Genomic DNA, 24,153 nt, shown 5'->3' on the forward strand with positions numbered 1-24,153 from the left:
TCGGGAGCCGGGGAAGAGCAGGAGTGGACTGGAAGTAGCCTATCTATGTGGATGATCTCTTCGGGCACGGCCCAGAAAACGACGACGACGACGGTCCCGTCGCCGGGGCAGGCGCCGGTCCCGGGGGACAGGGTGCGCGGGGGCAGGGGTCGCCGCGCAGTCCGCTCGCCGTGAGGATGCGGCCGCGCAGCGTGGACGAAGTGGTGGGCCAGCAGCACCTCCTGGGCCAGGGGTCGCCGCTGCGGCAGCTGGCGGCGGGAGCGGATGCCGGCGGCCCCGCCGGGCCCAGTTCGCTGATCCTGTGGGGACCGCCCGGTACCGGCAAGACCACGCTGGCGCACGTGATCGCCCGTGGGCCGGGGCGCAAGTTCGTGGAGCTGTCTGCCATCACCGCCGGCGTCAAGGACGTGCGCCGCGTCATGGACGACGCCCTCACCGCCCGCGACCTGTATAAGACCACCACCGTCCTGTTCCTGGACGAGATCCACCGCTTCAACAAAGCCCAGCAGGACGCCCTGCTGCCCGGCGTCGAGAACCGCTGGGTGGTCCTGGTGGCGGCCACCACCGAAAACCCGTCGTTCTCGGTGGTGTCGCCGCTGCTGTCCCGTTCTCTGCTCCTCACGCTCAAGCCACTGACCGACGCCGACATCGAGGGCCTGCTGGTGCGGGCCGTGGCGGATCAGCGGGGCCTGGGCGGCAAGGTGCAGCTCAGCGATGAAGCGCTGGAGCACCTGGTGCGGTTGTCCGGCGGTGATGCCCGCCGGGCCCTCACCGCGCTGGAAGCTGCCGCGGGCGTCGCTTTCGGGGACGCGGACGACGTCGAACGTTCCGTCGGTGAGGAAGGTACGGCGGGGGAGCCGGGCACCGAGGAGCCGGTTGCCGTGGAGCTTCGCCACACCGAGCGCGCCCTGGACGCCGCGGCCGTCCGCTACGACCGCGCCGGGGACCAGCACTACGACGTGGCCAGCGCGTTCATCAAGTCCATCCGCGGCTCGGATGTGGACGCGGCGCTGCACTACCTGGCCCGGATGCTCGAAGCGGGGGAGGACCCACGGTTCGTCGCCCGGCGCATCGTCATTTCCGCTGCCGAGGACGTGGGCATGGCGGATCCCACCGCCCTGCAGACGGCTGTCGCGGCGGCCCAGGCAGTCCAGCTGATCGGCATGCCCGAAGGCAGGATCATCCTCGCCGAGGCGGTGGTCCACCTGGCCACCGCACCCAAGTCCAACGCGGCCTACATGGGCATCAACAAGGCCATCGCGGACGTTCGGGCCGGCCTGGGCGTGGGCATTCCCGCGCACCTGCGCGACGCACACTACCCCGGGTCCAAGCAGCTCGGCCACGGGGTGGGCTACCAGTACGCCCACGACGCTCCGCACGCCGTGGCCACCCAGCAGTACCCGCCGGACGACCTCGTGGGCCGCGACTATTACCAGCCCACCGGCAACGGTGCCGAACGTGAGATCGCGCAGCGGCTGGAGCGGCTGCGCAGGATTGTCCGCGGCAAGTAGGCCCGTGGTAGGCTGGATCTTTGTCTGGCAAGGCGCGGACGCACAATCTCCCCAATTTCAGGTTGGAAGGGTTATGCCCTGCGCCCAGTAGCAAAAGGCAGCGGTTGGCCGATGCTCTCCATCGTGGAGGCCAGTAACACTGACACACCGCAGATATTGGAAGGACACAAGTGGCTAACAACACTCGTGCTCGCCGTCAGGCCCGCCTCTCGCGGTCCCTCGGCATCGCCCTGACCCCCAAGGCCGCCAAGTACATGGAGCGCCGCCCGTACGGCCCCGGTGAGCATGGCCGCGCCCGCAAGAAGCAGGACTCCGACTACGCAGTCCGCCTCCGCGAAAAGCAGCGCCTGCGCGCCCAGTACGGCATCCGCGAAGCACAGATGACCCGTGCCTTCGAAGAGGCCCGCCGCACCAAGGGCCTGACCGGTGAAAACCTCATCGAACTGCTCGAAATGCGCCTCGACGCCCTGGTCCTGCGTGCCGGCTTCGCCCGCACCATCGCCCAGGCCCGCCAGCTGGTTGTGCACCGCCACATCATGGTTGACGGCGTCCGCGTTGACCGTCCGTCGTTCCGCGTCGGCGAGGGCCAGCTGGTCCACGTCCACAGCCGCAGCGAGACCATGGTTCCGCTCCAGGTTGCCGCAGCCGGCGCCCACCGCGACGTCCTGCCCGCCGTTCCGGCGTACCTGGACGTCAAGCTGGAGGCACTGCAGGCCCGCCTGGTCCGCCGCCCCAAGCGCTCCGAAATCCCGGTGACCTGCGAAGAGCAGCTCGTCGTCGAATTCTACGCACGCTAAACCCCAGCAGCGTATCCAAAGAAGCCCGTGGCAAGCGCCGCGGGCTTCTTTGTATGTAAGGTACTTGGGGGACATCTGCGCAACACGCTTTTCGGGGCCCGCGCGCGATGGCAACCAACCACGGAACTTCGAGGAGATGAAACGTCTATGTCTGGTGGCGATATTGCCGGCCTGATCGCTGCCGGAGTGTTCGCACTCCTGGTGCTGCTGCTCGCAGTACCCATCCTGAAGCTGGGGAAGGTCTTCGATGAGGTACGCACCGCCATCAAGTCCATCAGCGACGGCGCCACACCCCTGATGGACGAGGTCACCGCCACCGTCTCCACCACCAACCAGCAGCTGAAGAAGGTGGACGGCATCTCGTCCAACGTCTCCGACGCGTCCGCCAACATTTCGGCCCTGTCCTCGCTGGTTGCCGCGACGGTCGGTTCCCCGCTCATCAAGGTCGCCGCCTTCAGCTACGGGGTCCGCACGGCCCTCGCCAACCGCCGGAAGCCCGCCGCCGGGCGCCGCAGCCGCTAGATTCGGAAAGAACGCGAATGAAACGACTTGTCTGGATGGGAATCGGTGTGGCCATCGGCGTCATCGCCTTCCGCAAAGTGACCCAAGCCCAGTCCAGCCTCGGCCCGGAAGGCCTTAACCGCGCCGTGGGCCGGCTCGCCGACGGGGTCTACGACTTCGCCGACGCCGTCCGCGCAGGGATGCGCGAACGGGAAACGGACCTGCGGACGGCCCTCGGCGTCGAACCGGCAGACGCGGTCCGCCGCTGAACCCGCGGGCCCGGCCCGCATAAGAACCAAACCGGCAGGGACTACCCCAAGGATCCGGCCATCTGAACGAACTTTCCGCGCCGCCCGGCGGCGCGGACCACGAAGGGTAAGAAAACAGCTCATGAAGTCGCAGGAGATCACCAAGCGCTGGGTGGACTTTTTTGTCAGCAAGGGCCACACCGCGGTTCCTTCCGCATCACTGGTCTCCAGCGACCCCTCGCTGCTGTTCACGGTGGCCGGCATGGTTCCGTTCATCCCCTACCTCACTGCCCGCGAAGAGGCGCCCTACTCCCGCGCCACGAGCGTGCAGAAATGCATCCGCACCGGCGACATCGAGGAAGTGGGCAAGACCGCCCGGCACGGCACGTTCTTCCAGATGTGCGGCAACTTCTCCTTCGGCGACTACTTCAAGGAAGACGCCATCAAGTTCGCCTGGGAGCTCCTCACCAAGGCCGTTGACGACGGCGGCTACGGCCTTGAGCCCGAGCGCCTGTGGGTCACGGTCTACGAAGAGGACGACGAAGCCCGCGACCTCTGGCTGAAGAACACCGGCGTCCCCGCCAGCCGGATCCAGAAGATGGGCAAGTCGGACAACTACTGGTCCACGGGCCAGCCCGGCCCCGCCGGCCCCTGCTCGGAGATCTACTACGACCGCGGCCCCGCCTACGGCATCGAGGGCGGCCCGGAAGCGGACGACAACCGCTATGTCGAAATCTGGAACCTCGTGTTCATGCAGTACCAGATCGACAACGTCCGCTCCAAGGTGGACTTCGATATCGTGGGTGAGCTGCCGAAGAAGAACATCGACACCGGCCTGGGCATGGAACGCCTCGCGATGATCCTGCAGGGCGTCGAGAACATGTACGAGACCGACCAGGTCCGTCCGGTGATCGACAAGGCGGCCGAGCTGTCCGGCAAGGAATACACCTCCGCGGAGTCCGACGACGACCCCCACCACACGGACGACGTGCGGATGCGCGTGGTCGCCGACCACATCCGCTCCTCCCTCATGCTGATCTCCGACGGCGTGGTCCCCTCCAATGAGGGCCGCGGCTACGTGCTGCGCCGCCTCATCCGGCGCGCCGTGCGCGCCATGCGGCTCCTCGGCGTCGAACAGGCCTGCCTGCCGGAACTGCTGCCCGCCTCCCGGGACGCCATGAAGGGCGTCTACCCCGTGGTTGAGACCGACTTCGACCGGATCAGCCGGATTGCCTACGCCGAAGAGAAGGCGTTCCTGCGGACCATCGCCTCCGGAACGGCACGCCTGGAGGAAGCCGTGGTGGCCTCCAAGGCCGCCGGCAGGCCGCTGTCCGGCGATGACGCCTTTACCCTGCACGACACCTACGGTTTCCCCATCGACCTCACCCTGGAAATGGCCGAAGAAGCCGGGCTGAAAGTGGATGAGCCCGCTTTCCGCAGCCTTATGCAGGAACAGCGCCAGCGCGCCCAGGCCGATGCCAAGTCCAAGAAGGGCGGCCACGCGGACCTCACCGTCTTCCAGGACATCCTCGCCCAGGGTGAGACCGTCTTCACCGGCTACACCGAGCTCGACGGCGAGTCCCGCGTCCGCGGCCTGCTCACCGGCGGCCGGCAGGTCCAGCAGGCCTCCACCGGCGACGAGATCGAACTCGTCCTGGCCGAGACCCCGTTCTACGCCGAGGCCGGCGGCCAGGCCGCCGACACCGGCCTGATCACCGGCGACGGATTCGTCGTCGAGGTCCTGGACGTCCAGCGCCCGCTCAAGGGCCTCAGCGTGCACAAGGCGATCGTCCGCGAAGGCGAGATCGGGGCCGATTCCCTGGTGCGCGCCGCCGTCGACCGCGAACGCCGCCACGCCGCCGAGCAGGCGCACACCGGCACGCACATCGTGCACGCCGCCCTGCACCAGATACTCGGCCCGGAAGCGACCCAGCGAGGCTCCTTCAACAAGGCCGGCTACCTGCGCTTCGACTTCGCCTGGGGTGAAGGCCTGAGCACGGCCACCCGCTCGGAGATCGAAGAAGTCTCCAACCTGGCCATCCGCAACAACTACGCGGTGGAAACAAAGATCATGGGGCTGGCCGAGGCCAAGGCCATGGGCGCCATGGCGCTCTTCGGCGAAAACTACGGCAGCGAAGTGCGCGTGGTGGAGATCGACGGCGCCTGGTCCCGTGAACTGTGCGGCGGCACCCACGTCGCGAACACGTCACTGATCGGCAGCCTGTCGCTCCTCGGCGAACAGTCCGTCGGCTCGGGCAACCGGCGCGTGGAGGCGTTCGTGGGCATGGAAGCCTTCCGCCACCTGGCAGCCGAACGGGCGCTCGTCACCGAACTGACCGACCTGCTCAAGGTGCCGTCCGGGCAGCTGGCTGACAGGATTTCAGCCACCCTGGCCAAGCTCAAGGCCACCGAGAAGGAACTCGACCGGCTGCGCAAGGAACAGCTGGCCGCCGCCGCCGGCCAGCTGGTGGACACCGCCGTGGACGCAGCAGGCGTCCGCGTCATCGCCCACGACGCCGGAACCGTCAGCGGCGCGGACGACCTCCGGGGCCTGGCGCTGGACCTGCGCAACCGCCTCGGTTCGCAGGCCGCTGCCGTGGCTGTCGCCGGTGTTGCCAACGACCGTCCCCTCATCCTGGTGGCCACCAACGAGGCAGCGCGCGGTGCGGGCGTCAAGGCCGGTGCCTTGGTGCGCGTCGCGGCCGGCGTGCTCGGTGGTGGTGGCGGCGGTAAGGATGACGTCGCCCAGGGCGGCGGAACCGACGCCGGAAAGGTCGGAGCGGCCCTGGCCGCCGTAGTCGACGCCATCACCCGGCGCTGACCCTGCCATGACCAATCCTGCAGCTGCCGGCGGCTACCCCCAGGGCGTCAAACTGGGGGTGGACGTCGGCACCGTCCGGGTCGGGGTGGCCATCTGCGACCGCGACGCGATCCTGGCAACGCCTTACAAAACGCTGGACCGGAACACCAGGAAGAACTCCGATGTCCGCGTGATCGCCAATCTGGCGGAGGAACTCGGCGCCGTCCAGGTCATCGTGGGCCTGCCCCGGACCATGAAAGGCGAGGAACGGACCTCCGCCACCATGGCCAGGGACTACGCGGAGCTGCTCGCGGCCGAGCTCGCCGGACGCGGACTGGCGGTCCCGGTGAACCTCGTGGACGAGCGGCTCAGCAGCGTGGCGGCCCACCGCAGCCTGCACGAAGCTGGCATGAGCAGCCGGAACCACCGTAAAGTAGTTGATCAGGTCGCGGCGGCGGGTATCCTTCAGCACGCCATCGACATGCAGAAAGCCAGGGGAGCGGATGTCGGCTCACGCGTGACGCCGCCTTCCCCTGCCGAGGACCTGGGGGTCAGCGCCAAGGATGAGTCTGTCCGCGCCACCCCGGGGGACACGGCCCAATCTTCAGATAATGGAAGGCAACAGTGAGCCCTGCCAACATTGACGACACTTCCGGTCCGGTGGACCCCGCGCTGGGGCGGCCGCTGACCCGCAAGGAACTGCGGGCACGCGAGAAGAGCCTCAACACCGGTGGCCACGACTCGGTCCCCCCGCAGGCGTACGAGACGGGCGAGGTTCCCCCGCCGCCTGCGGCGCCGCCCGCAGCATCCCCCGCGCCGGAGACCACTTTCGCCCCGCTTCCCGACGCAGGCACGGTTCCGGCGGCTCCCGACGCCCCGCCCTCCATCCAGGAGGAGCACCCTGCCGCCGGTTTCCGTGAAGACTTCCCGCAGCAGCCGCAGATCCGGCAGCAGGGGGAGCCCCTGCACGAGGAGACGCACCCGCTTGCGGACCTCCCGCACGAAGAAGCGCACCCGGTGGACCTCCCGCTCGACGACACCCACGCTGCCCATGCGGTTCCCGTGCTCGCCGGGCACCGGCACGCGCCGGAACCACACCACGCGGACGACATCCACTACGCCGACGGGCACGACTACCAGGACGGCGTGCACGACGACCACGCCTACACGCCCTCCGGTTACCACGAGGACATCCACCTCGAGCCTGCACACACCGAAGCAGGGCATGCAGACGCCGGACACCCCCTGCTCCCCGGTTCCCCGGAAGCCCAGGCAGAGCCCCGGCCCTCCAAGAAGGTCCGGCGCCGCCGCCGGCTCCTGGCCCTCTTCCTCACCCTCGCTGTTTTCGTCACGGCCGTGGCAGTGGGAGCCCAGTTCCTCAAACCGCTGCTGGGCGGGGGCAAGCCCTCCGACTACCCGGGTCCGGGCACCGGTGAAGTCCAGGTGACGGTGGACAACGGCGAGGGCACCCGCTCGGTTGCCACGGAGCTGGAAAACCAGCACGTCGTCGCCAACGCGGACACCTTCCTGCAGGCGTTCCACGCGTCCGGCGGAACCCTGTCCCCGGGCGAGTACACCTTCAAGACCGAGATGAAGAACGCGGACGCCGTCAACGTCCTGCTCGGCAAGGACAAGACGAAGGTCATCTACTTCGCGCTCAGCGCGGGCCTGCGCATCAGCGAGTCACTGCAGGCCATCTCCGAAGGGTCCGGAGTGTCCGTGCAGCAACTGCAGGCACTCAGCGACCAACCCACGCAGTTTGGCCTGCCCGCCAACGCCAAGAACCTCGAAGGCTACCTGGCCCCGGGCGAATACCGCTTCCCCCTGGGCACCCCCGCCAAGGACATCCTGCAGTCGCTGGTGAAGGCCACCGTTGACGAACTGGTCTCCCAGGGCATCACCGACCCCGCCAAGCAGTACGAGGCCGTCATCGTGGCGAGCATCGTCCAGGCCGAAGGCGGCCAGGCCGACTACGGGGACGTGGCCGGGGCCATCTACAACCGGCTCAAGCCCAACGACCAGACCGGCGGCTTCCTGCAGGTGGACTCGGCAGTGACCTATGGCCTGGGCACCCGGAGCTTCAACTTCACCGAAGAGCAGCGCCAGGACAAGTCGAACCCGTACAACACCTACGCGAACCCTGGCCTGCCCCCGGGCCCCATCGGTTCGCCGGGCAAGACCGCCATCGACGCCGCGGCCAGGCCCAAGTCCAACGACTACCTGTACTGGGTGACCATCAACCTGGACACGAAGGAAACCAAGTTCGCCAAAACCCTGGCGGAGCACAACGCCTACGTCGAGCAGTACAACGCGTGGTGCAAGGCCAACGCGGGGCGCTGCACGTGAGCCTGCGTGCTGCCGTCCTGGGCCATCCGATCAGCCATTCAAAATCACCCGCGCTGCACCTCGCGGCGTATGGGCGGCTGGATGCCGGCATCAGCTACACGGCCATCGACGTAACCGAGGAACTGCTGCCGTCCTTCATGCGCCAGATCCGGAACCAGCCGGGCTGGCGCGGGCTTTCGGTGACCATGCCGCTGAAGACCGCCATGCTGGACCAGGTGGATGAAGTGCGCGGCGTGGCGCGGACCCTGGGCGTGGTCAACACGGTGTCCTTCGAGGACACCGGCGACGGTCCGCGCGCCATTGGCTCCAACACGGATGTCACCGGGATTGTGAACGCCCTCAGGCACGCCGGGACGCGCACCGCCACGTCCGCCGTCATCCTGGGCGGCGGCGGAACGGCGGCGTCAGCCGTTGCGGCGCTGCAGGAACTCGGGACAACGGCTGTGCAGGTCTTTGTCCGTGACGCGTCCCGCACGGCCGATGTCCGTGCGGCGGCCAACAGCCTCGGCGTTACCTTGGAGATCCGTCCGCTGGCCGCCGCTGCACGCCACACCGCGGAAGCCGACGTCGTGATCTCAACCCTGCCGCCGCGCGCGGCAGACGGGCTCGCCGCCGAAATCGCCGCGCTCAAGACGCCCACCCCCGGGGTCCTGCTGGATGTGGCCTACGACCCGTGGCCCAGCCTGGTGGCCTCCGTGTGGCAGTCCGGCGGCGGCCGTGTGGTGCCCGGCCTGGAGATGCTGCTGTACCAGGCAGTGGAGCAGGTGCGACTCTTTTCCCGGCGCGGGGAAGACGTTAATGCAGCTGTCATAGATGTGATGTGTGACGCAGTCGGCCTTGCCCGGCGGGCGTTGTGACCGCCCTACGTGGCAGGATGGAAATTATGCGTTGGTTGACTGCCGGTGAATCCCATGGCCCGGCTCTGATGGGAATTATTGAGGGCGTCCCCGCCGGTGTCGAAATCACCAGCGGGCACATCGCTGACTCTCTGGCACGCCGCAGGCTCGGATACGGACGCGGCGCCCGTATGAAATTCGAGCAGGACGTCGTCACCATCACCGGTGGTGTCCGGCACGGCCGCACGCAGGGCGGTCCCGTGGCCATCCAGGTGGGAAACACCGAGTGGCCCAAGTGGGAACAGATCATGTCTGCCGACCCCGTGGACCCCGAACTGCTCGCAGACCAGGCCCGCAACGCGCCGCTGACCAGGCCCCGGCCCGGCCACGCAGACTTCACGGGCATGCAGAAGTACGGCTTTGACGAGGCGCGTCCGGTGCTGGAGCGAGCCAGCGCCCGTGAAACCGCCACCCGGGTAGCCCTGGGGACGGTGGCGGCCCGCTTCCTCAACCAGCTCGGCATCGAACTCGTCAGCCACACGGTCTCCATCGCCAGCGTCACGGTCCCGGAAGGGCGCCCGCTGCCCGTTCCCGCCGACGTCATCGCCCTGGACACCGATCCGCTGCGCTGCTTCGACCGGGAAACCTCCGACGCCATGGTGGCCGAAGTGGACGCCGCGCATAAGGAAGGCGAAACGCTCGGCGGCGTGGTGGAAGTCCTCGCCTACGGGCTCCCGCCGGGACTGGGCAGCTACGTGCACTGGGACCGCCGGCTGGACGCCCGGCTCGCGGCAGCGCTCATGGGCATCCAGGCGATCAAGGGCGTGGAGGTCGGCGACGGCTTCCTGACCGCAGCCCGCCGCGGTTCGGCCGCGCACGACGAGATCCTCCGGGACGGCGACGGCCGGATCGTCCGCGCGAGCAACCGTGCCGGCGGTATCGAGGGCGGCATGAGCATCGGCGACGTCCTGCGGGTCCGCGCCGCCATGAAACCCATCGCCACCGTTCCGCGCGCCCTGCGGACCATCGACGTCAGCACCGGGGAGCCGGCCAAGGCCCACCACCAGCGCTCTGACGTCTGCGCCGTCCCTGCCGCCGGCGTGGTGGCCGAAGCCATGGTGGCACTGGTCCTCGCCGAAGCCGTCATGGAAAAGTTCGGCGGTGACTCCGTGGCGGAAACCGCCCGCAACATCAAGGGCTACCTGGACAACATCCCGGCATCCCTGGACTCGATCGGACAGTAGTGCTCCACGGCAGCAAAACTGGACCCGTCGGCGGCCGGCCGATCGTCCTGATCGGCCCCATGGCCGTCGGCAAGTCCGCCATCGGCCAGCAGCTCGCCCAGCAGCTCGGTGTCCCGTTCGTCGACACCGACGCTGTCATCGTGGCGGGCCACGGTTCCATTGCCGGTATCTTCGCGGGCCGCGGCGAACACGCGTTCCGGGAAATCGAGGCCCGGACTGTCGCCACCGCCGTCGAAGAAGCTGACGGCACGCCCACGGTCATCTCACTGGGCGGCGGTGCAGTGCTCGACTCGGGCACTCAGCAGCTCATCGGCCGCTGCACCGTGGTCTACCTCGAATGCGACGCCGACACCGTGGCCGACAGGATCGCACGGAACTCGGGCCGGCCGCTCCTTGCCGGCGATGCGATGGCCCGCTGGACAGCAATGTTTGCCACCCGGCGTCCCATCTACGAGAGGCTCGCCGACATCACCCTGGACGTCCGCCACGGCTCGATCCCCGAGCTCGGCGAACAACTGGAAGCAGCACTGCGGCACCACGCAGCTGCCAAACAGGAAGTTGACAAGTGAAAACCCAATCAACAGTCATCAAGGTCACCGGCGAGGGCGCCGGCAACAACTACGATGTCGTCGTCGGCCGCGGACTGCTGGGCGCCCTCCCCGGGCTGCTCGGCGAGCGGGTCCGCCGCGTACTGGTGATCCACCCGCGCGCGCTGCGCCTCACCGGCGACACCGTCCGTGACGAACTCGCGGCTGCCGGGTTCACCGCCCTGACCGCGGAAATCCCGGACGCGGAAGAGGGCAAGCACATCCAGGTGGCGGCCTTCTGCTGGCAGGTCCTGGGGCAGAACGACTTCACCCGTTCGGACGCCATCGTCGCCGTCGGCGGGGGAGCGGTCACGGACCTTGCTGGCTTCGTCGCCGCCACCTGGCTGCGCGGCGTGAAGGTCATTCACATGCCCACCAGCCTCCTCGCCATGGTGGATGCGTCCGTGGGCGGCAAGACCGGCATCAACACCGCCGAAGGCAAGAACCTGGTGGGCGCCTTCCACCCGCCGGCCGCGGTCCTGGCGGACCTGGACACGCTGGACACCCTGCCGAAAAACGAGATCATTTCCGGCATGGCCGAAGTCATCAAGTGCGGCTTCATAGCCGACCCCGCCATCCTTGACCTGGTCGAAAAAGACCCGGAAGCCGTGGCGGACCCCCGCTCGGACGCGCTGCGGGAACTCATCGAGCGCGCCATCGCCGTCAAGGCCAAGGTGGTCTCCGAGGACCTCAAGGAATCCGGGCTGCGGGAGATCCTCAACTACGGCCACACCCTGGGCCACGCCATAGAGCTGGTGGAGCGCTACTCCTGGCGGCACGGCGCCGCGGTTTCCGTGGGCATGATGTTCGCCGCCGAGCTTGCCCGCAGTGTCGGCCGGCTCAGCGATGCCGACGCCGACCGGCACCGGAGCATCCTCAACGGACTTGGGCTCCCGGTCACCTACCGCCGCGACCGGTGGCAGGGACTGCTGGACGGCATGCGCCGCGACAAGAAGTCCCGGGGCGACCTGCTGCGGTTCGTGGTGCTCGACGGAATCGCCAAACCGGGCATCCTGGACGTCCCGGACACGTCGCTGCTGTTCGCGGCCTACCAGGAAATTGCTTCCTGATGCAGGGCGCCATCAACGGAACCACGGACTGGCCGGAGGCAGGGTTCCCCGGCATACGGATCAACCCGGACACCCTGCTGCCGCAGATCGTGAACCGGGAGGCCTGCGATACGGCCCTCGCCGCCTCCATCGACCCCGCGGACCACATCTTCGTGCTCCTGGTGGAAGGCCACGCCTCCGAGGCCGCCGAGCTCCTCGTCGAGGCCCGGTTCAAGGATCCCGAATCCTTCCGGCTGCGCGTTTTCGAGGCCGAGGTGCTCCGCGTCACGCACCGGACGGACCGCGCCATTGAACTGTTCCGCCAGCTTCTCGCCGAGGTGCACGGCACCGCCCGCGAGGCATCCGCGCTGCACTTCCTGGGCAAGGCGCAGTACACCGCCGGCCAGATCGCGGCCGCCGTGGAGTCCTTCACCCGCTCGCTCGACCTGCGCGTTGCGCAGTCGGCCGACGCGGCGATGATCTACTCCTCAACGGTGGCGCTGCAGCGGGCCCGCGACGTGCTCGAACTCGCCTGCTGAGCCAGCCGTTCCCGCCCCGGGAAGGGACCCTGGCATTTACCGGTAGAATGGACGTGGGATTTTTGCGATCCCGGCGATTCTTGACAAACACGGGCAGCCCGGCCATCCGGCATGACCGCCCGGCATACAGCATCTGACCCGCACGGCCAGACAAAGAAACCAGAGGAAACCAGTGGCAACCACTAACGACATTAAGAACGGAACGGTCCTGAAGCTTGAGGGCCAGCTCTGGAACGTCATCGAGTTCCAGCACGTCAAGCCGGGCAAGGGCGGCGCCTTCGTGCGGACCAAGATGCGCAACGTAATGTCCGGCAAGGTTGTGGACAAGACCTTCAACGCCGGACTCAAGATCGAGACGGCGACCGTGGACCGCCGCGACTACCAGTACCTGTACCAGGACGGCGCAGACTTCGTCTTCATGGACACCTCCGACTACGACCAGATCACGGTCTCCGGCGCCACCGTGGGCGATGCCACCAACTTCATGCTCGAGAACCAGATGGTCAACATCGCCATCCACGACGGCACCCCCCTCTACATCGAACTGCCGCCAAGCGTCGTGCTGGAAATCACCTACACCGAGCCTGGCCTGCAGGGCGACCGCTCCTCCGCAGGCACCAAGCCGGCCACCCTGGAAACCGGCTACGAGATCCAGGTGCCGCTGTTCATCGAGAACAACACCAAGGTCAAGGTGGACACCCGTGACGGCAGCTACCTGGGCCGGGTCACCGAGTAGTGAGCGCCCGCGGTAAAGCCCGCAGCAGGGCTTTGGATGTTCTTTTCGAGGCGGAGCAGCGCTCCGTTTCGGCGTTCGACGTGCTCCGCGCACGCCGGGAAAAGACCGACCAGATAGTCAACCCCTACACTGTGGAAATCGTCGAGGGCGTGCTCTCGCAGCAGGCTGCGATCGACGAATTCCTCGAAACCTACTCGCAGGGCTGGAGCCTGGAGCGCATGCCGTCTGTTGACCGCATCATCCTGCGCATCGGCACCTGGGAGCTTCTCTACAACGACGACGTCCCCGACGGCGTAGCGGTCAGCGAGGCCGTCGCACTGGCCAAGACGTTGTCCACGGACGAGTCGCCGCAGTTCATCAACGGCCTCCTCGGCCGCCTGCAGCAGCTGAAGCCCTCGCTGCTCGCCTAGCAGTCCCCGCAGGACGCAGCCAGGCTGAACGCCACAAGGGCCCCGCCGGAAGGCGGGGCCTTTTGCGTTGCCAAGCGGCCGAAGCGCATGGGGCGTGGGTCAGCGCGTTACCGATTCGCGGAGCGCGACGATCCGCTGGAGCTGCTGCCGTTCCTCTGCCTGGTGCAGCGGTACGTCGCGTCCGCTCAGGATGCGCTGCCGCGTGTTGGCAAGTTGCGTGGCTGCCTTGAGGAATTCCTTCATCTGCCCCCTCCTGCCGGCGTACCGCCCACGCCAGGGCGGTACGCCGGCCCGCCCGGGTAGCCAGGAGCTGGACCTCGGCTGGCGTGAACCACCCGGCGGCGGAGTACTCGGTCAGCCGCTGGCGGGTGAGGCGCTTCTCCGCCGCCCGCAGGAGGATGATCCCTGCCACGGCGAGTACGAAGATGGGCACCTGGACCATGATGTAGTCCAGCAGGAAGCCCTGGCCCATGCTGTTCCACCGGTTGTGCAGGAACATGGCCGGCAGCAGGCCGACAAAGAACGCCGCCACCGAGGCGCCGGCATGCCAGCGCCTCGCCGCGAACCCCATGATGATTCCAGTGGTGCCGGTGAAGATCGCGTGGGCGAACGGGGACATCACGCCCCGAAGGAAGAAGACCTGGGCAAGGTCGGTGGCCGGGCTTGAGGATTCCGCGATGGCCCTGCCGAAGTACAGGATGTTTTCCGTGAAGGCGAAACCTCCGGCGATGGTGAAGGCAAACACCACCCCGTCCACGGGGCCGTCGAAATGCCTCCGCGCGGCCAGCAGCAGGATCAGCAGGCCCAGTGACTTGGCGAACTCCTCGACGACGGGTGCCTGGACGGTGGCCATGTAGGTCTGCAGGTCCGGCACGTCCGAGAACTGGAAGGCGATCACGAAGAACGGCTGGATCAGGAGGGTGACGGCCACGGATACCGCCGCGCCCCAGGTGAAGGCGAAGAACAGCAGCCGCTTGGGTTCGGGCTCCCAGCGGTCAATGATGTGCACCGAAAGCAGCACCGCCGACAGCGGGACCAGGGAAGCCAGGAATCCGACCAGGAAACCCGCCGCCCCCGTGTTGGACAGCAGGAACGGCACCACCAGGAAAAGACTCAGGAACGCCAGGGTGCTGCCGGCCACCGTCACTCCCACCAGCCCGCTCCGGGTGCGGGCCGCCCGTACCAGGCTTCCCTGGACCTGCGGCGGAACCACGGGGGCCAGCGGGCTGCCCTGGTGCCCCGGTGCCGCACGGTAGTTGCCCGGCTGCACGTGGCCCATCCAGCTCGGGTTCGCTTGGCCAGGCATATAGGCGCCGGCTCCGCGGTAGGGATCGTCGGGTGGCCCGGGCGAGGGCTCCTGGGGATACGTCGGCATACCCGAAAGCCTAAGCGGGTGCCGGCAAGGGTCCAAGGATGGCGCCCGGAACAGGCGACGCGCCCGTGCCGGTGTGACCATTAACGCACCGGCCGCCCGTCGGGACGGTGCGGGCCGTGTGGTAATTTTGAAAGGCACATGATTCCTTTTTTAATTCCGTCCTGTGAGGCGGGGAAAGGGGAGACGAGCGTTGACTTCTGTCACCAGCGCACCGGTTCCAGCCAGGGTTGTCCTCACCCAGGCTGACATCGACCGGGCCCTGACTCGTATCGCCCATGAGATCCTCGAGGCCAACAAGGGATCCCGGGACCTCGTCCTGCTGGGCATCCCGCGCCGCGGTTATCCGCTGGCCGTCCGGCTGGCCGAAAAAATCGCCGCCGCAGACCACACCGTCGATGCCGCCGCGATCGTAGGCCAGCTCGATGTCACGATGTTCCGCGACGACCTTTCCCACCAGGGGACCCGGCCGCCGTACCCCACCCGGCTGCCCCGGACCGGCATCGACAACAAGGTAGTGGTCCTCATCGACGACGTCCTGTACTCCGGGCGCACCATCCGCGCTGCGCTGGACGCCCTCGTGGACCTCGGCCGGCCCCGCATCGTGCGGCTCGCCGTGCTGATCGACCGCGGCCACCGCGAACTGCCCATCCGGGCCGACCACGTGGGAAAGAACCTGCCCACGTCCTCCGCCGAAAAAGTCCGCGTCCGGCTCGAGGAGACCGACACCCCCGACGGCGGCGCACCGGTCAACGAAGTCGTGATCGAAGGCGGTACGGCGTGAAGCACCTTCTGTCCACCGAGGACCTCAGCCTTTCCAACGCCATCCGCATCCTCGATACCGCGGAGGAAATGTCGGCCGTGGGGGAGCGGGAAGTCAAAAAGCTTCCGGCACTGCGCGGGCGCACGGTCGTCAACCTGTTCTTCGAAGACTCCACCCGCACCCGCATCTCTTTCGAGGCCGCGGCCAAGCGGCTGTCGGCAGACGTCATCAACTTCGCCGCCAAGGGCTCGTCGGTATCCAAGGGCGAATCCCTGAAGGACACCGCCCAGACGCTGTCCGCCATGGGCGCGGACGCCGTCGTCATCCGCCACTGGGCCTCGGGCGCACCCCACCGGCTCGCCGCGACCGACTGGATCGACGCCGCCGTCATCAACGCCGGGGACGGCACCCACGAACACCCCACCCAGGCCCTCCTCGACGCCTTCACCATGCGCCGGCACTGGGCACGCCTCGCCGGGACCCCCTCGGAAGGCACGGACCTCAAAGGCATGCGGGTCGCCATCGCCGGGGACGTCCTGCACTCCCGCGTCGCGCGGTCCAACGTGTGGCTGCTGCGCACCCTCGGCGCGGAAGTGACCCTGGTGGCCCCGCCCACCCTGCTGCCCGTCGGCGTCGAAAAGTGGCCCTGCAGCGTCAGCTACAACCTGGACGAGACCCTCGTGAACGGCGTCGACGCCGTGATGATGCTCCGCGTCCAGGGCGAACGCATGAACGCCTCGTTCTTCCCCAGCACCCGGGAATACTCACGCCGCTGGGGTTTCGACGACAACCGGCTCCGCGCCCTGGACGACCTCGGCATGACGGACACCATCATCATGCACCCCGGGCCCATGAACCGCGGCCTGGAAATCAGCGCGGCCGCGGCCGACTCACCGCGGTCCACCGTCCTGGCGCAGGTCCGCAACGGCGTGTCCGTGCGGATGGCTGCCCTGTACCTGCTGCTCTCCGGGGACACCCGGGAACCAGCCACCACCCGGGTTCCTGCCTACGCCGGCGCCCAATCCAGCAAGGAGAGCAACTGATGGCCGCCAACACCGGAACCTACCTGATCCAGGGCGCCGCTGTCCTGGGCGGCGACCCCGCTGACCTGCTGATCCGCGACGGCATCATCGCCGAGATCGGCACCGGACTCTCCGCTAACGGCGCCACCGTCATCGACGCCGCCGGCCTGGTGGCGCTGCCCGGCATGGTGGACGTTCACACCCACCTGCGCGAACCCGGCCGCGAAGACGCCGAAACCGTCGAGACCGGCACCCGCGCCGCGGCGCTTGGCGGCTACACCGCGGTCCACGCCATGGCCAACAGCACGCCGGTGGCGGACACCGCCGGCGTCGTCGAGCAGGTCTACACCCTCGGCCAGGCGGCAGGATGGGTGGACGTCCGCCCCGTGGGCGCCGTCACCGTGGGCCTGGCAGGGGAGCAGCTGGCCGAACTGGGCGCCATGGCCGATTCCCGCGCCCGGGTCCGGATGTTCTCCGACGACGGCATCTGCGTCCACGACCCCGTGCTGATGCGCCGCGCCCTGGAATACGTCAAGGCGTTCGACGGCGTCGTGGCCCAGCATGCGCAGGAACCGCGCCTTACCGCCGGGGCACAGATGAACGAGGGGGACGTCTCCGCGGTCCTCGGCCTCACCGGCTGGCCGGCGGTGGCCGAAGAGAGCATCATCGCCCGCGACGTCCTGCTGGCCCAGCACGTCGGCTCACGGCTGCACGTCTGCCACGTCTCCACCGCGGGCTCGGTGGAAATCATCCGCTGGGCCAAGGAACGCGGCATCGACGTCACCGCCGAGGTCACCCCGCACCACCTGCTGCTCACCGACGACCTGGTCCGCAGCTATGACCCCGTCTTCAAGGTCAACCCGCCGCTGCGCACCGACGCCGACGTCCAGGCGCTGCGCGCCGGGCTGGCGGACGGGACCATCGACGTCGTGGGCACCGACCACGCCCCGCACCCCAGCGAGCACAAGGAATGCGAGTGGGCGCAGGCCGCCATGGGCATGACCGGGCTGGAAACCGCCCTGTCCGTGGTGCAGCACGCCATGATCGAGACCGGACTGATGACCTGGGCGGACTTTGCCAGGGTCACCTCCACCACCGCCGCCAGGATCGGCCGCCTCAGCGACCAGGGCCGGCCCATCGAGGCCGGGGAACCGGCCAACCTCATCCTGGTGGACCCCGCCGCCCGCTGGACCGTGGACCCCTCCACGATGGCCACCATGGGCCGCAACTCGCCGTTCAAGGGCCGCGAACTGCCCGGCAAGGTGGTTGCCACGTTCTTCCGTGGACACCCCACGGTCCTGGACGGCGCGCTCAACACCCCGCACCCCGACGCCGCAGCCACCCCCGCAGGCGCGGCCTGATGGACACCAAGCTGCTCTCAGCGGTGATCACGGCGGCGATCATCGCCGTCGTGCTTGCCATGATGTGGATTGGCTGGCGGAACCGCCTCAGGCGCCAGTCCGACGTCGAACAACTGCCCCAGGTGCCCGCGGCACCCGGGGAGCCCACCGCCGTCGCCGAGGGCCAGTACGTGGCCACCACCACCGGCGGCGACTGGCTGGACCGGATCGCCGTGCACGGCCTCGGCATCCGCACCAACGCGACCCTTGCGGTCTACCCGCACGGCGTCATCTACGACCGGTCCGGGGCGGCTGCCCTCTACATCCCTGCGGCATCGCTCACCGGCGTCCGGCAGGACAGCGGCATGGCAGGCAAGTTCGTGGAAAAGGACGGCCTCCTGGTGCTGGCCTGGACGCTCGGCGCGCACGCGCTGGACACCGGGTTCCGCACCCGCCGCGCCGCCGACAAGGACGTGCTGTACCAGGCCCTTCAGGAATTGATTTCGTCAGCCCCCGCGGCTGGTGCCACCAGTGGAAAGTAAGACAGTGAAAGCGAATACAGTGACAGCAACCACCTCCGCACCGGCAGCGCTGGTCCTCGAAGACGGGCGCATCTTCCGCGGGACCAGCTACGGCGCCACCGGCACCGCCCTCGGCGAGGCAGTCTTCGCCACCGGCATGACCGGCTACCAGGAAACCATCACCGACCCGTCCTACGCCCGCCAGCTGGTGGTCCAGACGGCCCCGCACATCGGAAACACCGGTGTGAACAGCGAGGACGCCGAGTCCCGGCGCATCTGGGTGGCCGGGTACATCGTCCGTGACGCCGCCCGCCGCCCCTCCAACTGGCGCTCTGAGCGCTCACTGGACGAGGAGCTTGTGGCGCAGGGGATCGTGGGGATCCAGGGCGTGGACACCCGCGCCATCACCCGCCACCTGCGCGAACACAAGACCATGCGCGCCGGCATCTTCTCCGGCGAAGCCGCCCAGGCCACGGACAAGGAACTGCTCGACGCCGTCCTGGCTAGCGCCCCCATGGAAGGCGCACGCCTGGCGGAAGAAGTCAGCGTGGACGAGGCCTATGTCGTGGAACCGAAAGACCACGGCTGGGACGGCGAGCCCCGCTTCAGCATCGCCGCCATCGACCTCGGCATCAAGGCCATGACCCCGGTCCGGTTCGCCGAGCGCGGTGTCCGCGTCCACGTGCTGCCGGCCACCGCCACCCTCGAGGACGTCAAGGCCGTCAACCCGGACGGCTTCTTCATGTCCAACGGCCCGGGCGACCCCGCCACCGCCGATGCCCAGGTAGCGCTGCTCCGCTCCGTCCTGGACGAAAAGCTGCCGTACTTCGGCATCTGCTTCGGCAACCAGATCCTGGGCCGCGCCCTGGGCTTTGGCACCTACAAGCTCCGTTACGGCCACCGCGGCATCAACCAGCCCGTCATGGACCGCCGCACCGGCAAAGTGGAAATCACTTCCCAGAACCACGGGTTCGCCGTGGATGCCCCGCTCGACGGCGCCACCAAGGCTCCCGAGTCACGCTACGGCCGGGTGGAAGTCAGCCACGTCAGCCTGAACGACGACGTCGTGGAGGGCCTCGCCTGCCTCGACATCCCCGCGTTCTCCGTCCAGTACCACCCCGAAGCGGCCGCCGGCCCGCACGACGCCGCCTACCTCTTCGACCGCTTCATCGACCTCATGGAAGGCACGCGCGACGGCCGCACCGCCAACCTCTCCAAGGACCCGGTGGACGCCGCCCACCCCGCGCAGGCGGACAACGCCGGATCTGACCGCATGAACGACAACAAGACTGAGGACAAGAAGTAATGCCGAAACGTACAGATCTCAAGAGCGTCCTCGTCATTGGTTCCGGCCCGATCGTCATCGGCCAGGCCGCCGAGTTCGACTACTCCGGCACCCAGGCGCTGCGCGTGCTCAAGGAGGAGGGCCTGCGCGTCATCCTCGTGAACTCCAACCCGGCCACGATCATGACCGACCCCGAGTTCGCCGACGCCACCTACGTGGAGCCCATCACTCCCGAGGTGGTCGAAAAGATCATCGCCAAGGAACGCCCCGACGCCGTCCTGCCCACCCTCGGTGGCCAGACCGCGCTGAACACCGCCATCGCCCTGGACAAGAACGGTGTCCTGGAGAAGTACAACGTCGAACTGATCGGCGCCAACATCGCCGCGATCGAGCTCGGCGAGGACCGTGAGAAGTTCAAGGGCGTCGTGGAACGCTGCGGCGCCGAGTCCGCCCGCAGCCACATCATCCACACCATGGACGAAGCACTCACGGCCGCAACGGACCTGGGCTACCCGATGGTGGTCCGCCCCTCCTTCACCATGGGCGGGCTGGGCTCCGGCCTGGCCTACAACGAGGAGGACCTGCGCCGCATCGTCGGCCAGGGCCTGCAGTACAGCCCCACCAGCGAGGTCCTGCTCGAAGAGAGCATCCTGGGCTGGAAGGAATACGAGCTCGAGATGATGCGGGACAAGAACGACAACGTGGTTGTCGTCTGTTCCATCGAGAACTTCGACCCCGTGGGCGTGCACACCGGCGACTCCATCACGGTGGCGCCGGCGCTGACCCTCACCGACCGGGAGTACCAGAAGCTGCGCGACGTGGCCATCGCGGTCATCCGCGAAGTCGGCGTGGACACCGGCGGCTGCAACATCCAGTTCGCCATCGATCCCAAGACCGGCCGCGTGGTGGTCATCGAGATGAACCCGCGCGTTTCCCGGTCCTCGGCGCTGGCGTCCAAGGCCACGGGCTTCGCGATCGCCAAGATCGCCACCAAGCTCTCCCTCGGCTACACCCTGGACGAGATCCCGAACGACATCACCCAGAAGACCCCGGCGTCCTTCGAACCGACCCTCGACTATGTCGTGGTCAAGGTTCCGCGGTTCGCGTTCGAGAAGTTCCCGGCAGCGGACAACACCCTCACCACCACCATGAAGTCGGTGGGTGAGGCCATGGCCATGGGCCGCAACTTCACCGAGGCCCTGCAGAAGGCCCTGCGCTCCCTGGAGCAGAAGGGTTCCCAGCTGGACTTCAGCAGCGTCCCGGAATGGGAAGTTGCCGAACTCATCGAAAAGGCCAAGCGGCCCACCACCGAGCGGCTGCACCAGGTCCAGCGTGCCCTGCTGGGCGGCGCCACCGTGGAACAGCTCTTCGAGGCCACCAAGATCGACCCCTGGTTCCTTGACCAGCTCCAGCTGCTCAACGAGATCTCGCACGAGATCCGGCAGGCGGGCGCCCTGACGGCCGACATGCTCCAGCGCGCCAAGCGCCACGGCTTCTCCGACGAGCAGATCGGCGCCCTGACGCATAACTCCGAGGCAGTGGTCCGCGGGGTGCGCCAGGCCCTGGGCATCCGTCCGGTCTACAAGACCGTGGACACCTGCGCCGCCGAGTTCGCCGCGTACACGCCGTACCATTACTCGGCGTACGACGAGGAGGACGAGGTTGCGCTGCACTCCAAGCCGTCCATCCTGATCCTCGGCTCGGGTCCCAACCGCATCGGCCAGGGCATCGAGTTCGACTACTCCTGCGTCCACGCCTCCATGGCGCTGCGCAAGGCCGGCTACGAGACCGTCATGGTCAACTGCAACCCGGAGACGGTGTCCACCGACTACGACGTCTCCACCCGCCTGTACTTCGAGCCGCTCACGCTTGAGGACGTCCTGGAGGTCATCGCGGCCGAGGAACGCACCGGCGGCGTCATGGGCGTGTTCGTCCAGCTCGGCGGCCAGACCCCGCTGAAGCTCGCCCAGCAGCTCGCCGATGCCGGCGTGCCCATCCTCGGCACCTCCCCGGAAGCCATCGACCTCGCCGAGCACCGCGGCGCCTTCTCCCGCGTGCTGGACAAGGCCGGACTCGTCTCGCCCAAGAACGGCACCGCGGTGTCCTTCGAGGACGCCAAGAAGATCGCCGACGAGATCGGCTACCCGGTCCTGGTCCGCCCGTCCTACGTGCTGGGCGGCCGCGGCATGGAGATCGTCTACGACGAACCCAACCTCTCCCGCTACATCGCCAACGCCACCGAGATCACCCCGGACCACCCGGTCCTGATCGACCGGTTCCTCGAGGACGCCGTCGAAATCGACGTCGACGCCCTCTACGACGGCACCGACCTGTACCTGGGCGGCATCATGGAGCACATCGAGGAAGCCGGCATCCACTCCGGCGACTCCGCCTGCGTCCTGCCGCCCATCACCCTGGGGAGCAACGTCGTCGAACGCGTCCGCGTGGCCACCCGCGCCATCGCCGAAGGCGTGGGCGTCCGCGGCCTGATCAACATCCAGTTCGCGCTGGCCTCCGACGTCCTCTACGTCCTCGAAGCCAACCCCCGCGCCTCCCGGACCGTGCCGTTCGTGTCCAAGGCCACCGGAGTCCAGATGGCCAAGGCGGCCGCCCTGATCGGCACCGGCGTGACCATCAACCAGCTGCGCAGCGCCTACAAGATGCTGCCGGAAACCGGTGACGGCTCCACCCTGCCGCTGAACGCCCCCGTGGCCGTCAAGGAAGCGGTGCTGCCGTTCAGCCGGTTCCGCACCCTCGAAGGCAAGGTGGTGGACTCGCTGCTCGGCCCCGAGATGCGCTCCACCGGCGAGGTCATGGGCATCGACAAGCACTTCGACACCGCCTTCGCCAAGAGCCAGGCCGGCGCCAACAACGCCCTGCCCACCGAGGGCAAGGTGTTCGTGTCCGTCGCCAACCGGGACAAGCGTTCGGTGATCATGGGCGTCAAGCGGCTCTCGGACCTCGGCTTCGAAATCGTCTCCACCGGAGGCACCGCCGATGTGCTGCGCCGCAACGGCATCCAGGCCACTCCGGTCCGCAAGGTCGCCGAGGGCAGCAGCGCCGAGGGCGAGGGCACCATCGCGGACCTGATCGTCGCCGGCGAGATCGACATGGTCTTCAACACCCCGTCCGGCGGGGAGGCCCGCAGCGACGGCTACGAGCTCCGTGCCGCGGCCACCTCCATCGGCATCCCCTGCATCACCACGGTTGCCGAGTTCAACGCCGCCGTCCAGGCCATCGAAGCCATGCGCACCTACGAATGGTCGGTCACCAGCCTGCAGGAGCACGCCGCGGCGCTTGCCGAGTCACAGAAGGCGGCCCTCCAGCATGCCTGAGCAGGCAGACGCCGCCGGCCGGGAGTCCTTCGGCTCCCGGCTCGGCGCGGCCATGGCAGCCCGCGGCCCGCTCTGCGTCGGCATCGACCCGCACCCGGCCCTCCTGAAGAGCTGGGGATTGGCGGACGACGCCGACGGGTTGCGCCGCTTCTCGCTGGCCGTCCTGGAGGCGGTGGCTCCACTCGCTGCCGCGGTGAAGCCCCAGGTGGCGCTCTACGAGCGCCACGGTTCGGCGGGCATCGCGGCATTGGAAGAGGTGCTGGCCAGCGCCAGGGACGAATCCGTCCTCACCATCGCCGACGCCAAGCGCGGGGACATTGGTTCCACCATGGCCGCCTACGCCGACGCCTGGCTCCGGGATGACTCACCGCTGGCAGCTGACTCCGTCACCCTTAGCCCCTACCTCGGTTTCGAATCGCTGCGTCCGGCCCTTGACCTGGCGGCGGAGACGGGGCGCGGGGTCTTTGTCCTCGCCCTGACCTCCAACCCCGAAGGGGCGTCCGTCCAGCACGTCGGTGGCGCGGACTCCGTGGCGCGGCGGATCACCGAAGCGGCAACCGCGGAGAACTCCCGCTACGGCGGCAGCCTCGGCTCGGTGGGCCTGGTGGTGGGTGCCACGGTGGGGGCAGCCCTCACGGACCTCGGACTGGACCTGGCCGGCCTCCGCGGCCCCATCCTGGCCCCGGGCCTGGGCGCGCAGGGGGCCACGCCGGCTGACCTTCGGGCCACGTTCGGTGCGGCCTACCCGCAGGTGCTGGGGACCTCAAGCAGGGACATCCTCCGTGCCGGTCCCGGCCTGCAGGGGCTCCGTGATGCCGCGCTGCGGACGCTGGAGGGGCTGCGGGGGCAATAGCTGCCCGTTTGCCCGGATCCATTGATTCGGGCAGCACCAGAGGGTAGTTTCAGGACAG

At 68.2% G+C, this 24,153-nt stretch carries 22 protein-coding genes; 21 read left to right on the top strand and 1 reads right to left on the bottom strand.

Annotated elements, in window-relative coordinates; all coding sequences use genetic code 11:
• The first annotated feature begins 47 nt into the window (after positions 1-47).
• The 14 genes from ACYSM9_RS08325 (at position 48) to nusB (ending at position 13,604) form a co-directional block, all read left to right on the top strand.
• The gene (locus ACYSM9_RS08325; protein ID WP_461856505.1) at positions 48-1,511 is read left to right on the top strand and encodes a replication-associated recombination protein A; all 1,464 of its coding nucleotides are present in this window, start codon (positions 48-50) and stop codon (positions 1,509-1,511) included.
• Between the two features lie 170 nt (positions 1,512-1,681).
• The gene (rpsD, locus tag ACYSM9_RS08330; protein WP_009357431.1) at positions 1,682-2,308 is read left to right on the top strand and encodes a 30S ribosomal protein S4; all 627 of its coding nucleotides are present in this window, start codon (positions 1,682-1,684) and stop codon (positions 2,306-2,308) included.
• A 147-nt stretch (positions 2,309-2,455) separates the two neighbouring features.
• Positions 2,456-2,830 (top strand): DUF948 domain-containing protein, encoded by a 375-nt coding sequence (locus ACYSM9_RS08335; protein WP_461856506.1) that lies wholly within the window; start codon positions 2,456-2,458, stop codon positions 2,828-2,830.
• 17 nt (positions 2,831-2,847) lie between these two features.
• Positions 2,848-3,078, top strand: a complete 231-nt coding sequence (locus ACYSM9_RS08340) for a DUF6167 family protein (protein ID WP_461856507.1) — start codon at positions 2,848-2,850, stop codon at positions 3,076-3,078.
• A gap of 121 nt (positions 3,079-3,199) precedes the next feature.
• Positions 3,200-5,878, top strand: coding sequence for an alanine--tRNA ligase (gene alaS, locus ACYSM9_RS08345; RefSeq protein WP_461856508.1), 2,679 nt, complete (start codon positions 3,200-3,202; stop codon positions 5,876-5,878).
• 7 nt (positions 5,879-5,885) lie between these two features.
• Positions 5,886-6,485 carry a Holliday junction resolvase RuvX gene (gene ruvX / locus ACYSM9_RS08350; protein WP_461856509.1) on the top strand — a complete coding sequence of 200 codons (600 nt, stop codon included), beginning with the start codon at positions 5,886-5,888 and terminating at the stop codon, positions 6,483-6,485.
• Positions 6,482-8,203, top strand: coding sequence for an endolytic transglycosylase MltG (gene mltG, locus ACYSM9_RS08355; protein WP_461856510.1), 1,722 nt, complete (start codon positions 6,482-6,484; stop codon positions 8,201-8,203). Before ruvX ends, mltG begins: the two co-directional genes overlap by 4 nt.
• A complete protein-coding gene (locus tag ACYSM9_RS08360) occupies positions 8,200-9,060 on the top strand; it encodes a shikimate dehydrogenase (protein ID WP_461856511.1) in 861 nt (286 codons plus the stop codon). The genes mltG and ACYSM9_RS08360 overlap by 4 nt, the downstream gene beginning before the upstream one ends.
• Before the next feature lie 23 nt (positions 9,061-9,083).
• Positions 9,084-10,283 carry a chorismate synthase gene (gene aroC, locus ACYSM9_RS08365; protein WP_461856576.1) on the top strand — a complete coding sequence of 400 codons (1,200 nt, stop codon included), beginning with the start codon at positions 9,084-9,086 and terminating at the stop codon, positions 10,281-10,283.
• Positions 10,283-10,852 (top strand): shikimate kinase, encoded by a 570-nt coding sequence (locus tag ACYSM9_RS08370; RefSeq protein WP_461856512.1) that lies wholly within the window; start codon positions 10,283-10,285, stop codon positions 10,850-10,852. The genes aroC and ACYSM9_RS08370 overlap by 1 nt, the downstream gene beginning before the upstream one ends.
• On the top strand, positions 10,849-11,940 hold the full coding sequence (aroB, locus tag ACYSM9_RS08375) for a 3-dehydroquinate synthase (RefSeq protein WP_461856513.1): 1,092 nt from the start codon (positions 10,849-10,851) through the stop codon (positions 11,938-11,940). Before ACYSM9_RS08370 ends, aroB begins: the two co-directional genes overlap by 4 nt.
• Complete coding sequence (locus tag ACYSM9_RS08380) at positions 11,940-12,458, top strand: tetratricopeptide repeat protein (protein WP_461856514.1); 519 nt, start codon at positions 11,940-11,942, stop codon at positions 12,456-12,458. The genes aroB and ACYSM9_RS08380 overlap by 1 nt, the downstream gene beginning before the upstream one ends.
• A gap of 172 nt (positions 12,459-12,630) precedes the next feature.
• On the top strand, positions 12,631-13,194 hold the full coding sequence (efp, locus tag ACYSM9_RS08385; RefSeq protein ID WP_043454411.1) for an elongation factor P: 564 nt from the start codon (positions 12,631-12,633) through the stop codon (positions 13,192-13,194).
• A complete protein-coding gene (gene nusB, locus ACYSM9_RS08390) occupies positions 13,194-13,604 on the top strand; it encodes a transcription antitermination factor NusB (protein WP_461856515.1) in 411 nt (136 codons plus the stop codon). Before efp ends, nusB begins: the two co-directional genes overlap by 1 nt.
• Here nusB and ACYSM9_RS08395 read toward each other — a convergent pair.
• Positions 13,552-14,979, bottom strand: a complete 1,428-nt coding sequence (locus ACYSM9_RS08395; RefSeq protein ID WP_461856516.1) for a PrsW family intramembrane metalloprotease — start codon at positions 14,977-14,979, stop codon at positions 13,552-13,554. The two genes, nusB and ACYSM9_RS08395, sit on opposite strands and share 53 nt — an antisense overlap.
• 190 nt (positions 14,980-15,169) lie before the next feature.
• On the opposite strand from ACYSM9_RS08395, the gene pyrR reads away from it, so the two are divergent.
• From pyrR to pyrF, 7 genes are read left to right on the top strand one after another with little or no spacing between them, the layout of a single operon-like run.
• Positions 15,170-15,760 (top strand): bifunctional pyr operon transcriptional regulator/uracil phosphoribosyltransferase PyrR, encoded by a 591-nt coding sequence (pyrR, locus tag ACYSM9_RS08400; protein ID WP_461856517.1) that lies wholly within the window; start codon positions 15,170-15,172, stop codon positions 15,758-15,760.
• Entirely contained in the window at positions 15,757-16,782 is a 1,026-nt protein-coding gene (locus tag ACYSM9_RS08405; protein WP_461856518.1) for an aspartate carbamoyltransferase catalytic subunit, read from the top strand. Before pyrR ends, ACYSM9_RS08405 begins: the two co-directional genes overlap by 4 nt.
• Positions 16,782-18,122 carry a dihydroorotase gene (locus tag ACYSM9_RS08410; RefSeq protein WP_461856519.1) on the top strand — a complete coding sequence of 447 codons (1,341 nt, stop codon included), beginning with the start codon at positions 16,782-16,784 and terminating at the stop codon, positions 18,120-18,122. The genes ACYSM9_RS08405 and ACYSM9_RS08410 overlap by 1 nt, the downstream gene beginning before the upstream one ends.
• The gene (locus tag ACYSM9_RS08415; RefSeq protein ID WP_461856520.1) at positions 18,122-18,643 is read left to right on the top strand and encodes a PH-like domain-containing protein; all 522 of its coding nucleotides are present in this window, start codon (positions 18,122-18,124) and stop codon (positions 18,641-18,643) included. Before ACYSM9_RS08410 ends, ACYSM9_RS08415 begins: the two co-directional genes overlap by 1 nt.
• On the top strand, positions 18,624-19,928 hold the full coding sequence (gene carA / locus ACYSM9_RS08420; protein WP_461856521.1) for a glutamine-hydrolyzing carbamoyl-phosphate synthase small subunit: 1,305 nt from the start codon (positions 18,624-18,626) through the stop codon (positions 19,926-19,928). Before ACYSM9_RS08415 ends, carA begins: the two co-directional genes overlap by 20 nt.
• On the top strand, positions 19,928-23,242 hold the full coding sequence (gene carB, locus ACYSM9_RS08425) for a carbamoyl-phosphate synthase large subunit (protein WP_461856522.1): 3,315 nt from the start codon (positions 19,928-19,930) through the stop codon (positions 23,240-23,242). Before carA ends, carB begins: the two co-directional genes overlap by 1 nt.
• Complete coding sequence (gene pyrF / locus ACYSM9_RS08430; protein ID WP_461856523.1) at positions 23,235-24,095, top strand: orotidine-5'-phosphate decarboxylase; 861 nt, start codon at positions 23,235-23,237, stop codon at positions 24,093-24,095. Before carB ends, pyrF begins: the two co-directional genes overlap by 8 nt.
• Positions 24,096-24,153: the final 58 nt, after the last annotated feature.

It is taken from the genome of Arthrobacter sp. C152, from assembly GCF_054890965.1.

Coding starts and splice junctions, on each gene's coding strand:
- ACYSM9_RS08335 (WP_461856506.1), top strand. CDS start 2,456: ATGTCTGGTGGCGATATTGCCGGCCTGATCGCTGCCGGAGTGTTCGCA.
- ACYSM9_RS08340 (WP_461856507.1), top strand. CDS start 2,848: ATGAAACGACTTGTCTGGATGGGAATCGGTGTGGCCATCGGCGTCATC.
- alaS (WP_461856508.1), top strand. CDS start 3,200: ATGAAGTCGCAGGAGATCACCAAGCGCTGGGTGGACTTTTTTGTCAGC.
- ruvX (WP_461856509.1), top strand. CDS start 5,886: ATGACCAATCCTGCAGCTGCCGGCGGCTACCCCCAGGGCGTCAAACTG.
- ACYSM9_RS08380 (WP_461856514.1), top strand. CDS start 11,940: ATGCAGGGCGCCATCAACGGAACCACGGACTGGCCGGAGGCAGGGTTC.
- ACYSM9_RS08395 (WP_461856516.1), bottom strand. CDS start 14,979: ATGCCGACGTATCCCCAGGAGCCCTCGCCCGGGCCACCCGACGATCCC.
- ACYSM9_RS08410 (WP_461856519.1), top strand. CDS start 16,782: ATGGCCGCCAACACCGGAACCTACCTGATCCAGGGCGCCGCTGTCCTG.
- ACYSM9_RS08415 (WP_461856520.1), top strand. CDS start 18,122: ATGGACACCAAGCTGCTCTCAGCGGTGATCACGGCGGCGATCATCGCC.
- carB (WP_461856522.1), top strand. CDS start 19,928: ATGCCGAAACGTACAGATCTCAAGAGCGTCCTCGTCATTGGTTCCGGC.
- pyrF (WP_461856523.1), top strand. CDS start 23,235: ATGCCTGAGCAGGCAGACGCCGCCGGCCGGGAGTCCTTCGGCTCCCGG.